General features: G+C 67.6%; 13 protein-coding genes. 3 read left to right on the forward strand and 10 right to left on the reverse strand.

Annotated features, from left to right (window positions below; translation table 11 throughout):
* Positions 1-2 precede the first annotated feature (2 nt).
* Both ACPXB3_RS15760 and ACPXB3_RS15765 read left to right on the forward strand, forming a co-directional pair.
* The gene (locus tag ACPXB3_RS15760; protein WP_425728347.1) at positions 3-1,868 is read left to right on the forward strand and encodes a hypothetical protein; all 1,866 of its coding nucleotides are present in this window, start codon (positions 3-5) and stop codon (positions 1,866-1,868) included.
* 123 nt (positions 1,869-1,991) lie between these two features.
* Positions 1,992-2,720, forward strand: coding sequence for a TerD family protein (locus ACPXB3_RS15765; protein WP_425705908.1), 729 nt, complete (start codon positions 1,992-1,994; stop codon positions 2,718-2,720).
* A 33-nt stretch (positions 2,721-2,753) separates the two neighbouring features.
* On the opposite strand, the gene ACPXB3_RS15770 is transcribed toward ACPXB3_RS15765, so the two are convergent.
* From ACPXB3_RS15770 to ACPXB3_RS15800, 7 genes are all read right to left on the reverse strand, one after another.
* Positions 2,754-3,425 carry a rhomboid-like protein gene (locus tag ACPXB3_RS15770; protein ID WP_425728349.1) on the reverse strand — a complete coding sequence of 224 codons (672 nt, stop codon included), beginning with the start codon at positions 3,423-3,425 and terminating at the stop codon, positions 2,754-2,756.
* A 48-nt stretch (positions 3,426-3,473) separates the two neighbouring features.
* Positions 3,474-4,283 (reverse strand): hypothetical protein, encoded by an 810-nt coding sequence (locus ACPXB3_RS15775; protein ID WP_425705906.1) that lies wholly within the window; start codon positions 4,281-4,283, stop codon positions 3,474-3,476.
* 60 nt (positions 4,284-4,343) lie between these two features.
* Positions 4,344-5,291 carry a polyphosphate kinase 2 gene (ppk2, locus tag ACPXB3_RS15780; protein WP_425705905.1) on the reverse strand — a complete coding sequence of 316 codons (948 nt, stop codon included), beginning with the start codon at positions 5,289-5,291 and terminating at the stop codon, positions 4,344-4,346.
* 64 nt (positions 5,292-5,355) lie between these two features.
* A complete protein-coding gene (locus ACPXB3_RS15785; RefSeq protein ID WP_425705904.1) occupies positions 5,356-5,868 on the reverse strand; it encodes a DUF6764 family protein in 513 nt (170 codons plus the stop codon).
* Positions 5,869-5,953: 85 nt separating this feature from the next.
* On the reverse strand, positions 5,954-6,394 hold the full coding sequence (locus tag ACPXB3_RS15790; RefSeq protein WP_425705903.1) for an SRPBCC family protein: 441 nt from the start codon (positions 6,392-6,394) through the stop codon (positions 5,954-5,956).
* 76 nt (positions 6,395-6,470) lie between these two features.
* A complete protein-coding gene (locus tag ACPXB3_RS15795) occupies positions 6,471-7,148 on the reverse strand; it encodes a DUF4166 domain-containing protein (protein WP_425705902.1) in 678 nt (225 codons plus the stop codon).
* A gap of 145 nt (positions 7,149-7,293) precedes the next feature.
* Positions 7,294-7,899, reverse strand: a complete 606-nt coding sequence (locus ACPXB3_RS15800) for a TetR/AcrR family transcriptional regulator (RefSeq protein WP_425705901.1) — start codon at positions 7,897-7,899, stop codon at positions 7,294-7,296.
* Between the two features lie 58 nt (positions 7,900-7,957).
* On the opposite strand from ACPXB3_RS15800, the gene ACPXB3_RS15805 reads away from it, so the two are divergent.
* Entirely contained in the window at positions 7,958-8,443 is a 486-nt protein-coding gene (locus ACPXB3_RS15805; RefSeq protein WP_425705900.1) for a PaaI family thioesterase, read from the forward strand.
* 9 nt (positions 8,444-8,452) lie between these two features.
* Here ACPXB3_RS15805 and ACPXB3_RS15810 read toward each other — a convergent pair whose 3' ends face one another.
* From ACPXB3_RS15810 to ACPXB3_RS15820, 3 genes are read right to left on the reverse strand one after another with little or no spacing between them, the layout of a single operon-like run.
* Positions 8,453-9,931, reverse strand: a complete 1,479-nt coding sequence (locus tag ACPXB3_RS15810) for a DUF1266 domain-containing protein (RefSeq protein ID WP_425705899.1) — start codon at positions 9,929-9,931, stop codon at positions 8,453-8,455.
* The gene (locus tag ACPXB3_RS15815) at positions 9,928-10,734 is read right to left on the reverse strand and encodes a tyrosine-protein phosphatase (protein WP_425728351.1); all 807 of its coding nucleotides are present in this window, start codon (positions 10,732-10,734) and stop codon (positions 9,928-9,930) included. Before ACPXB3_RS15815 ends, ACPXB3_RS15810 begins: the two co-directional genes overlap by 4 nt.
* 57 nt (positions 10,735-10,791) lie before the next feature.
* The gene (locus ACPXB3_RS15820) at positions 10,792-11,448 is read right to left on the reverse strand and encodes a DsbA family oxidoreductase (RefSeq protein WP_425705897.1); all 657 of its coding nucleotides are present in this window, start codon (positions 11,446-11,448) and stop codon (positions 10,792-10,794) included.
* Positions 11,449-11,483 lie beyond the last annotated feature (35 nt).

Consider the following 11,483-nt stretch of genomic DNA (forward strand, 5'->3'; position numbering starts at 1 on the left):
CGGTGGAGCCCTTCGTACCCGACGACTATCGCAAACGGGTCCTCGCCCCGGTGCTTCGCCGCGGCGTCGAGTCCTCGGATTCGTTTGAGCTGTACGACATCCCGATCGAGGAGGCCGACGCACTCGCTGATGTCGAGGTGGCTTCGCGACTCGATGAGGTGTGGGCATTCTGGCAGAAGCAGCGCGATCACCCCAAATACCGGATTCTCGTCGAGCAACTCGTCGCCGAACATCCGGAGCGCAGCGCTCCGTTGCGCATCGGCTCGTCCCGGATTGCGTATGCGCGCGAGATTGCGGCTCGGCGTGGTGAACACGATGCGCAGCGATACCAGTTGCTCGACAACGCCATCGAGCGTCTCGTCGCTCGCCATGGCGGCATCCCGGAGAGCAAACGCGCCGGCCTCGACGAGATCGGGACGATGGGCGGCCTGAGCGCCGACGAGGTGGCCACCCGCCTACGCAGGCACCGTCTCATCCCGGACGTGCCCACCACCGCCGACCTCCCGGTGCCACCGGTCCCGGCTGCCCTTTCCGAACACAAACTCGCCCAGATCACCGAACTGCTGGCCGAATTCAGCCTGCGCCGTTCCGGGCCGCCGAGGCACACGCTGCTCGCGGTCCTCGACCTGAGCACCGATGACGCCGACGATCGCGCCGAGATCCGGGCACGCGCCGACGGATTTCGGCGCCGGGCACGCGAACTCCCGGCCGGACGGATGCGCGCGATCGTCGACGAACTGCTGATCGACGTCGACGAGATCCTCCTCGGGCCGGGCGACATCACCACCGCATACCTACGCTCGGTCACCGACCGGGCGGCCGATCACCTGCGCCCGCGCATCCGGGCGGCCATCCTCGTCGAAGATCGGCTCCACCCCGACGACCATCAGTTCATGCTGGACGAGGCGCGCGAACTGGGCCTCGGCACCCACAGCGCCCGTCGCCTGATCGCCGACATCGCCGCCGAGTACGGCGGTGCGGTCGATGACAGCCGCGCGGCCGCGAACACCGGGCCGCCGCCCCGCCCGGCACCGCCGACGACCGGGGACTGGCAACGCGAGCTTCGCTCGGCCCGGCAGGCGCTCAGAAAAGGACGCCTCGACGAGGCACGCCGCCGCTGTGAGCAGGCCCGCGCGTTCGCCGGCGACGACGCGGCGGCGCGCCGGCAGATCGATGCCGTCGCCGACGAGGCGCAGCGGTCCCAGACCGTTCCCGCATCTGCACCGGCACCCGCACCCGCACCCGCCACCATTGTGCCCCCGGCGAAGGTGCGCGTCGGCGTCGTCGACGGCACGGTGCGGGTGAGCTGGGACCCGTCGCCGACTGCGGGGGTGAGTTACCGGGTCACCCGCATCGAGCCGAACGGCCGGCGACAGGTCGTCGGCCGCACCCCGGTTCCCGAACTCGACGACGGCGGGGTCGGCGGGGCGCCCCCACCACCGGTGTACGAGGTCACCGCCACACGCGACGGCGTCCACTCCGAGCCGGTGATCTCCGGTATCACGCCACCGGCAACCGCCCGGGCGCCGGTCCCGACGTCGCAGGTCACCGGTGCGGCGCCGGCCGACGATCTGCCCGCGATCACCGACGTCGTGGTGACCGGTGGGCGGATACGGTTCACGTGGCCCGACGGGATCACCGAGGCCGTGATCGTCATTCGGTCGGATGCACCTCCGGAGCATCCGGCCGATCCGGCCGCATTCGCCAAGAAGATCACCAACACCCGCTACGACATCGACGGCGGTTTCCCGGTTCCCGGTACCGTCGCACGTCCCGGACACGTCGCCGTCGCGGCATGCCGGCGCGATGGGACCGGCACGCTGCGGGTGGCCACCACATTCGGACCGCACGCCCGCGCCGGCCTATGAATGTGCACCGGCGCGGCCGCGTCGCACTTCGCTAGGCTGGGCGCACCCGAACCGGACATCAGCGACATCCGACGATCCACCCCGAAGGCAAGATCCAACGGAAGCAAGAGGAGAACGAACTCCATGGGCATCGACTACACCAAACGACCGAAGACACCGGCGCCGCAACCGGCACCGCAGCCCACCCCGCAGCCGACTCCGCCTGCAGCGCAAGGTTATCCGGCCGGCCAGTCCTACCAGCAGCCGCCGGTGTCGCTGTCGAAGGTGACGTTGACCAAGTCGGCGCCGAGCGTGTCGCTGAGCAAGCAGGGCTCGGCGACCGGTCAGGTGCGCGTGAACCTCAACTGGACCGCGGGGTCGAAGGGCGGTCTGTTCAAACGCTCCGGCGGCATCGACCTCGACCTGGCATGCCTGTGGGAGTTCACCGACGGCAGCAAAGGCATCGTGCAGGCCCTCGGCAACTCCTTCCAGGCGCCGTATCAGGGTCGCCCGATCATCTGGCTCGACGGCGACGACCGCTCCGGATCGAATACCGGTGGCGAGAACATGTACATCGACCTGTCGGCGTCGAATCAGATCCGTCGCGTCCTGATCTTCGCCTACATCTACGAGGGCGCCCCCAACTGGGCGGCCGCCAACGGTGTGGTCACCCTGTTCCCGGCAAGTGGACCCCAGATCGAGGTGCGCCTCGATGAGGCCGACCAGGGCGCCATCTCCTGCGCGATCGCGCAGCTGGAGAATCGTGGCGGCGAGCTGGTCGTCAACCGCGAGGTGCGTTACATCCGCGGTTCACAGTCAAAGGTCGACGAGGCCTACGGCTGGGGCCTGAACTGGAAGGCCGGCCGCAAGTAGTCGCGCCCACACCCCGGCCCGGGCGGGGACGCGTCAGGCGGTGAACCGGGCGCGGACGGCACGCGCCGGGACCATCGGGTCCCACGGTTTGCCTACCCGGCCCCGGGTGATCGGGTACCAGGCCAGACCGATCAGCGCCGAACATGCGTGCCCGATGGCGGTGAACGTGAGATCGGTGACGAGCGGCAGCAGATAGAACGCCAGCGTGCCGACCAGGTACACCCACCGCCACGGACGCACGAAGTGATACGCGAGGACCGCCGCGACGGCGGCGAGGAAGTAACTGACCCCGACGTCATGGGTGTCGGTCAGCAGCGGACTTCGGAGCCCGTTGTCGATGGCCCACCGCAGGATGCCCTCGCTGACGTAGGTGGCGATGACGTGCGCGCTGAATCCGACCACGATGAACCGGGGGCTGCCCAGCCATCGTTCGGTGGGGATCACGAAGATGCAGAAGGAGATCAGGTAGGGCAGCCAGTAGGCGCCGTCGAGCCAGAAGAGACTGCTGACGAGGACCTGGAACGGGTCGTTGCCCAGGTTGGTGATGTTGGTCGAATGATGCCCCAGTACCCGGTCCAGATGCTGCGGCGACATCGAGTGCTGCAGGACCGTCGTGATGAACAGGATCACCAGCCACACACACGACACCGGCGCGGCGGCCAGGTGCGTTCCGATCCATCTGCACGAGCGGGTCAACCGACTCATCTCGATCCGCCCCCGTCCGTCGATCCGCCCAGTCCGTCCAGCCGCGTCTCAGCGAGCCGCGATCCGCACGATGACGCCCACCACGACGACGATCGCGCCGGCGACGGCGGCGATGATGGCCCACCAGGTCAAGTCGTTGGCCAGCGCGTCGGTCGCCGCCCGGGTCAGTGCGTTGCCGCTGCTGTGATCGGTGAACTGGTGGTTGATGATGGTGGGTGCGGCGAGTGCTGCCACCCAGGCGGCCAACGCGGCCAGCAGCGCACCGACGCCCAGCCAGGCGAGCACCGTGCCGCGTCGACGCGCCACCACGAGCGCCAGCAGCCCGGCGATCACCGCGAGCGCCGTGGCGCCGTAAGCGATCCACGTGATCTGTTGTCCCACTTTGTGATAGCGTCCCGCGGCGAGTCCGCTGCCCTGCGCCATCGGCACCTCGATGTGGGTGGTGCCGAGCGACGGCGTGAACGGTAGGTCCGCGTTCGTCAGCGCCCGTTTCACCATGTCGGTGATGTCGAGTTGCATCTCCTGCTCTGCGCCGGCCGGCGCCGGATCGAACAACCAGCCATGTTCCTGACGGACCAGGTCGGTGAAGTCGCCGGGGAAGTCGGGGCCCTGGGTGTAACGCTTGGCGACGGGCTTGATCAGCGTCGCCGCGCCGGGGAAGCTCACCCGCGAGGAGACCTGCTCGGTGATCTCGTCGGAGATGAAGGACTGGACGTCGGCGTCGTGGGCCAGCGGGGCGACGACGTCGACGAAGCCGTCCTCGTCGACCACCCGTTCCGACACCCACATCGACGACAGGGCGACGACGATGGCCGCCATCGCGATCAGCGTCGCAACCGCACTGAGAAACGTTCGCACCGGCACGAGGTTACCTGCACCCGGTGACCGCCGAGCGGCGCCGACACGGGTGTTGCGCCGTCACTCGTCGGCGATAGCGCGGGCGCGACCGACGATCAGCGGGTCGGGGCGGCCCACGAGTTCTTGGTTCTTGCCCTTGTAGTCGAACAGGCTCAGCACATGTCGCATCGCGTTGATGCGGGCGCGCTTCTTGTCATTGCTCTTGACCACCGTCCATGGCGCGGTGTCGGTGTCGGTGTTGGCGAACATCGCCTCCTTGGCGGCGCCGTAGGCGTCCCACTTGTCGAGGGAGGCGAGATCCATCGGCGAGAGTTTCCACTGCCGGACCGGATCGATCTGACGAATCGCGAACCGGGTGCGCTGTTCGAGCGGGCTCACCGAGAACCAGAACTTCACCAGGTTGATGCCGTCGTCGACGAGCATCTTCTCGAATGCCGGGACCTGTTCCATGAACTGCACGTACTGCTCGGAGGTGCAGAACCCCATCACCCGCTCCACTCCGGCACGGTTGTACCAGGAGCGATCGAAGAAGACCATCTCCCCGCCGGCGGGCAGATGCGTCACGTAGCGCTGGAAATACCACTCGGTGGACTCACGCTCCGAGGGCTTCTCCAGAGCGACGACGCGCGCGCCACGCGGGTTGAGATGTTCGTTGAAGCGCTTGATGGTGCCGCCCTTGCCTGCCGCGTCACGTCCTTCGAAGACGAGCAGATGGCGCTGTCCGGTCTGTTTGGACCATCTCTGCAGTTTGAGCAACTCGATCTGCAGCCGGCGTTTGGTCACCTCGTACTCGCGGCGGCTCATCCGCTCCTCGTACGGGTAGTCCTCACGCCAGGTGTCGACGACGTTGCGCTCGGGCAGAGTCAGCAGGACGGGGTCGTCGTCGTCATCGTCGTTCACCTCGAACTGCGTGGTGTCGTGCAAGTCGACGAGCGACTGCAGCGCCTCACGTCCGTTCAGCTTGCTGAAGTCGGGTCCCAGGGTTTCCAGATCGCGCAACTCGGTCACGGATCTACGATATGCCGCGCCCACCACCGTCGGGTGTCGAAGGGGTGAACAGCACCGTCCCGCCTCAGTTGTGCAGGTCGATCGCGCCGGACTTCACGCACACCTTTCCGGTGGTGGAATCCGCGGCGGCCGCGAAGCCGCCGGTGCACTGGACCCCGGGTTGGCCGGAGAAGGCCTGTCCGCCCCAGCCGCCGACGGCGACCGAATACCCACCGGCGCGGGCCTGTGCGATCGAGAGGGCCTTGGGGCCGGTCGTGATCGAGTACGAGGTGCCGTTGGTGGTGGCCCCGGCCAGTGCCGACGATCCGGGTTGCTGATTGATCGCATTGGCGTTGCCGCCGCGATCGGACACGGCCACCGCCGTGCCGCCACCGCTCTCCTGCGCACTCGCCCGACTGCCGGCGCCGGCCCGTGCGCCGCATCCGCTGGTGCCCTGGATTTGTTGTGTCTCATGGCCGTTCGCAGTATTACAGGTGACCGCGTGGGCATGACCACCGCCGAAGCCGAGACCCAAGATCGCGCCTGCACCACCTACCGTCACAACCAGTGCACGTACCGCAAACCTGTGGATCCGCAACGTAACTCGGCCTCCTCGCCGTATCGATTTCGGTGACCAGATGGTCAGACTGACCACAGCGTACCCCTTCACACGCGTTCGTAGGTCACGATCCGGCGCGTCGTTCGACCTCCGCGGTCAGTCCCTTCTTCGCGGTTTCGACGGCCGTCTTCTGGCCACGCTTGACGAGCATTCCCGGCAGCTTGACCTTGAGATCGATCTCCAGCTCGAATTGCACATGCGAGCCGTCACCCGAGGGTGTGACGGTGTACTTCCCGCGTTGTTCGGCGAGCATTTTCGACTCGACGAGTTCCCACGTGCACGAGTTGTCGGTCCAGGTATAGGCGACGGTCTGATCGTCGTTCACGCCGACCGCCGAGACGGTGATCGAGACCTGATCGGGAGTGCCGTCGTCGTGTTCGGAGATGATCGTGGCCGAGCGGTGCGGGCCGGACCATTCGGGCAGGGATTCCACGTCCAGGAGCACCTCCATCACCACCGATGGTGGTACGGCGACGTCGAATTCGGTTTTCGCAGAGACAGCCATGCCCAGAATCTACCGTGCTCGGGTTCGGCCCCGACAAAGAACCGCGCGGTTGGCGAGCGCGCCGGACGACGGCCGGTCAGCCCTCGCGATCGACCAGCGTCAGCGGCCACGCCTCATCGGGGATATCGCGGAGTCCGCACGCGATGTCGGTGGCGGTGAACCATCCGCGGAAGTGCAGGATCTCCCCGATCAGCGGGTTGCGCACGGTCGCATCGCAGCGGAACCGTTGATGTTGTTCATCCCAGCCCTCGATGTATTTCATCTGCGCCCCGAGCAGGCCCTTCATGCCCACCTTGGGTCCGCGGCCCAGCCACCGCATCGGACCGCTCTCGAGGAGGAGTTCGCCGGCCCGGGTCACCGACGGTTCGATCGGGTACAGCAGTTCCGGGCCGTCGCCGAAGTAGTCGACCAGTCCGGTATTGCCCGCCACGAGCAGTGAGTTGAGTTTTCGCGACCCCGAGGTGTAGTCGAAGCTGCGCAGCACGGCCAGACACTCACGTCCGAGCTCGTCGGTGTAGCAGTAGTGGCCCTGGGTGAACGGCACCATCCGGCTGGTCTTGGACGGCAGCGCGTTGCGTTTGCCGTAGTACCAGAAAAATGGTGGCGGCAGCGCCGAGGTGATGTAGACCGACTCGAGGATTCCGCTGCCGATCTGGGCCACGTTGGACGTCGAGTCGATGCTGTAGCGCCATGCGACGTTCGGATGCAGACGGTCGAACTCGGAGCCGAGGATATCCCGGTACACCGGCGTCATCGCCCCATCACCTCCCGCGTGTCTCCCCACGACGTGTTTGGCCAAAACCTACTATGTTCGGCTTCACAACGGCAGTCCGAGGTGTGCCCCACGCCATCGCCGGGGATATTCGCCCAGGATTCACGCAGCGTTCCCGGAAGATCGATCAGTGCGCTGCGGCGTCGTCGCAGAGTCGCGCGAGCTCGCCGATGACCTGGTCGAGGGGCTCGACGCTGCGCTGTGTCTGACACAGTCCCACGGCCCCCTCGATCCCGGCGACGACCAGGTTGGCCAGCGAATCCGCCCGGTCGGGGCTCACCCCTTCGGAGATCAGCCGCGCCGCGATCAGGTGCAGCCAGTTGCCGAAGATCGCGTCGGCCTCGTCTGCGACAGCGGGCTCGGATCGCCGGGCCAGTCCACCGGCAAGGATCGGACAACCGAACTGATAGTCGGTGGCCACCAGCATCCGGCGCCACACGTCGCCGATCCCGATGATCGTCGCCGCCGGCGAACCGGGATCCTGGCGACCGATACGGGTGGCGATGTAGTCACCCGCATATCGCACGGCCTCGGTCATCAGTTGGGTCTTGCCACCGGGAAAGTGGTGGTAGATGGAGCCACGCGGTGCGGAACTGGCGGCGATCACGTCGCCGATCGATGTCGCCGCGACGCCGTCGCGGCCGATGAGATCGGCTGCATGCATCACCATCCGCTCGCGCGGCCCCCCGTCGCGGGCCTGCGGTGTGACGATGTCGGACGCCTCGTCGCCCATCGGGCATCAGCTCCTATGTTGGCTTTGATGATCGGCAGGTTCACAATGCTGGGGTTCTATGCAACCATACATAATCATGACGACGTCAACGAGCTCCGCGGGGCCGGCCGATCCCACCGAGATGTCGGGCCTGGAACTACTTCGCGCCTGGCAGGCCGACCCCGACGACGACCGGCCGAGCATCGGGCGGCTCCTCGGTATGCGTCCGGTACGGATCGACGAGGGCGAGGTGCACTTCGCCGTGACCCCGAAGCCCGATTTCGCCAATCCCCTCGGCACCGTGCACGGCGGCATCTGCGCCACCCTGCTCGACTCGGTGATGGGCTGTGCCGTTCATACGACCCTGCCGGCCGGGGCCGGCTACACGACGCTGGAACTGAAGGTGAACTACATCCGGGCCGTCGCCCTCGACGCCGACGAACTCACCGGCGTCGGCACCGTCATCCACGTCGGCGGACGGACCGCCACCGCCGAGGGCAAGGTGTTCTCGGCCGATGGCAAACTCGTCGCGCACGGCACGACGACGTGCATCGTGTTCCGGTGACCGCCAGCGTCAGTTGAGCGGTATGCGCAACCAGGGGCTCGCCGGATCGCCGAGCAGCCGGCTCAGCACCGGTCGGGTGTGCGCGCACGATTCGTCGGCCGCGGCCGCCGGGTCGCGGCCCGCTTCGGCCGACGCCAGCGCACGCCCCCATTCGAACCCGGCCGCGAACGCCGACCAGTCGGCATAGGCCTGCTGGGCGCGGCGCCCCACCTCGGCCACGGCATTCCACGCCCAGGCCTCGGTGACGAAACCGGCACGGTGGCACATACGTACCAGATCGACGGCCTGAGCCAGCTCCCATGCCGACGTGCTCACCGGGAACCCCGGTGGCAGCGAGCGTGATCCGACGGCGACGCGGACGACGGAGTGGGCGCGAATCGGGTCGATGCCACCCGCCGCGGCCGTCACCGACTGCACAAGGCTCGCCTGGTTCGGCAGTCCGGTGCGGGGACCGCCCGCAGTGGCCTGCGCCAGTTTCGCCAGAATCAGGTCGTAGTCGGGGGTGATCATCCCGAGCGCCAGCAGTTCGACAGTGTCGACCGCCGACGCCGCATCGGTGACCGCCCACGCGCGTCGGATGACCTTGCGCAGGTGCCGGTCACCGTCATTCATCAGCAGATGATCAACCGGGTCGGCCGTCGACTCGAGAGAAAAGTATGCGCCACATGCCAATCCGCGCAATTGCTCGACGGTGCCCGGGTATCCCCACCATCGGATCGGGCTGGGCGGCGCGAGCGGTGGCGGCGGCGGTGGCGGCGGTGGCGGCGCCAGAGGTGGCGGCGGCGGTGGCGGCGCCAGAGGTGGCGCGGGCACCGGCACCTGCTGGTTCTGCAGCGCCGCAGCCAACTCGTCAACGAACTCGCGGCAGCACCGATACTGCTGGGCCGGGTCGGTCGAACCGGCGCGCGCGATCACCGCACCGGAACCGAAAGATGCAGCGTCGCCGAGCATTCGGGCGACGGTGACGGCCAGGCCGCGCTGGTCGGGTGCGCCGCGGTCGGTCGGCTCGGCGGCACCGGCCCCGAGTCCGGTGAGGAAGACCTGCCGCGACCCGGTCGTGAGGATCTTCGCCGGTGTGACGCGGAGATGCATCAGCCCGCTCTCGCGGACCGCATCGAGCGCGTCGGCGACAGGCCCGACGATCTCGGTGACCGACTCGACCGGCGCCATGGCGCCACCCGCCAGCAACGAACCGACATCCGTGCCGTCGACAAAAGCTGCCGAAACCCACAGGCGCCCTTCGCTTTCACCGGCGTCGTGCAGTGCGACGAGGTGCGGGTGCACCAGCGCCGAGGCCATGTCGGTCTCGCGTCGGAACCGGTCTCGCGCATCGGCGTCGTCGCAACGATCTCGATTCAGGATGCGGATGACGTCGCGGCGCGGCAGCCGCGGGTGATCGGCCAGGTACACCTCGCTCGTGTTGCCGGCGCCGAGCACACGGATGATCCGATAGCCGGCGATCTCCTCCCCTGCGGACAACAACGTCACACCAGGTAGAGCTCGCGTAGCTGCTGCTGCGCGGCGTCGTCGATGCCGAGTCCGTCGGCGAAGTATCCCGGGATCCCGCCGAAGCGTTTGTCGACCTCACCGAAGGCTGCGTCGAGGTAGTGTGCGTCCACGCCGAGCACGGGGATCAGGAGGCCGGGGTCGCCGCCGGCAGACGCGAAGTCGTCGAAGATCGGTTGCAGGGCCGGCACGAGTCGGTCGTTGGTGAGCAGATAGTCGTGGTACACATCGTCTTTCACTACACCCATCAGCGTCAGGAACGACGCGGCCGCCCACCCGGTGCGGTCCTTGCCGGTCGTGCAGTGGAACAGGGACGGCCGCGGATGTTCGCCGAGCAGCCCTCGGTAGAAATCCCGATAGGACTCCACAGCGCTCGGCATCGAGACGAACTTGACGTAGGTGTCGGCGATCAGGTCGCGGGCCTTGCCGCCCGAGAGTTCCTGGCTCGCCATCGCCACCGTCTTGGGATCGGAGAGGAATTTGCCGATGTTGCCGGGGATCGTCATTCCCGCGCCCTCGAGCACGTCGAGGTGGATGTCGGTGACCTCGGGCAGCGCCGGATCGGGAAGTGCCGTGCGTTCGGCCGCCGAGCGGAGGTCATAGATGGTGCGGACGCCGAGGTTCTCGAGATGTTCGAGATCGGCGGTGGCCATCGCGGAGAAGTCCGTCGACCGGAACAGCACACCGTCGCGGACCACTCGGCCATCGGTCGTCGGCCAGGCACCGAGGTCACGGAGATTGGGCAGACTGGGGACCGGACTGGGAGCGCCGGGCGAGGGGGTCATGCGTCGAGTATTACAAACGACGCGGCCCGGCCGGCGGCCTCACTGCCGGTGCGGTGATCAGTCGTCGGTGCCGTCCGCCGCGACCTGCGCCAGCGCCTGCGCGAACACCTCGGGTGGCTGCGCACCGGACACGCCGTACCGCCCGCCGAGGACGTAGAACGGTACGCCGCCGATGCCGTAGGCGGTTGCCTGGTCGAGGTCGGCGGCGACGGCATCCGCCTCGGTACCGTCGGTCAGCGCCGTCAGTGCCGCAGCGCGGTCGAGTCCGATCTCGGCGGCGAGATCGGCCAGATCGTCGGCCCGGCCGATGTGGCGGCCTTCCGAGAAGTACGCCGCGAACAGCCGCTCGACCATGTCGAGTTGGCGCCCTTGCGCTTGTGCGAAGTGCACGAGCTCGTGGGCCTTGCCGGTGTTGGTGTGCGCCACGATGCCGAAGTCGTAGTGCAGTCCGGCCTCCGCGGCGATCGCGGTCACCTGGTCGAGCATCGGTGTCACCTGCTCGGCCGGCATGCCCTTGTGACCGACGAGGAAGTCGATCTCGCTGCCGTCGAAGTCGATCGGGGTGTCGGGGGCCAGCTCGAAACTGTGATAGGTGACGTCGACGCGGTCGGCCAGGCCGGATTGCGCCAGTCCCGCCTCGAAGTTCCGCTTGCCGATGTAGCACCACGGGCAGGCGATGTCGGACCAGATGTCGACGGATATCGGCGAGTTCATGTGGGTCTCAACCGGTGCCGGTGCCATGGCATTCC

It is taken from the genome of Gordonia sp. DT219 (assembly GCF_049847065.1).
Classification (GTDB): Bacteria; Actinomycetota; Actinomycetes; order Mycobacteriales; family Mycobacteriaceae; genus Gordonia.

Excerpts from the sequence above, each read along its gene's own strand:
- ACPXB3_RS15765 (WP_425705908.1), top strand. The coding sequence starts at position 1,992 with ATGGGCATCGACTACACCAAACGACCGAAGACACCGGCGCCGCAACCG.
- ACPXB3_RS15770 (WP_425728349.1), bottom strand. The coding sequence starts at position 3,425 with ATGAGTCGGTTGACCCGCTCGTGCAGATGGATCGGAACGCACCTGGCC.
- ACPXB3_RS15790 (WP_425705903.1), bottom strand. The coding sequence starts at position 6,394 with ATGGCTGTCTCTGCGAAAACCGAATTCGACGTCGCCGTACCACCATCG.
- ACPXB3_RS15795 (WP_425705902.1), bottom strand. The coding sequence starts at position 7,148 with ATGACGCCGGTGTACCGGGATATCCTCGGCTCCGAGTTCGACCGTCTG.
- ACPXB3_RS15800 (WP_425705901.1), bottom strand. The coding sequence starts at position 7,899 with ATGGGCGACGAGGCGTCCGACATCGTCACACCGCAGGCCCGCGACGGG.
- ACPXB3_RS15805 (WP_425705900.1), top strand. The coding sequence starts at position 7,958 with ATGCAACCATACATAATCATGACGACGTCAACGAGCTCCGCGGGGCCG.
- ACPXB3_RS15815 (WP_425728351.1), bottom strand. The coding sequence starts at position 10,734 with ATGACCCCCTCGCCCGGCGCTCCCAGTCCGGTCCCCAGTCTGCCCAAT.
- ACPXB3_RS15820 (WP_425705897.1), bottom strand. The coding sequence starts at position 11,448 with ATGAACTCGCCGATATCCGTCGACATCTGGTCCGACATCGCCTGCCCG.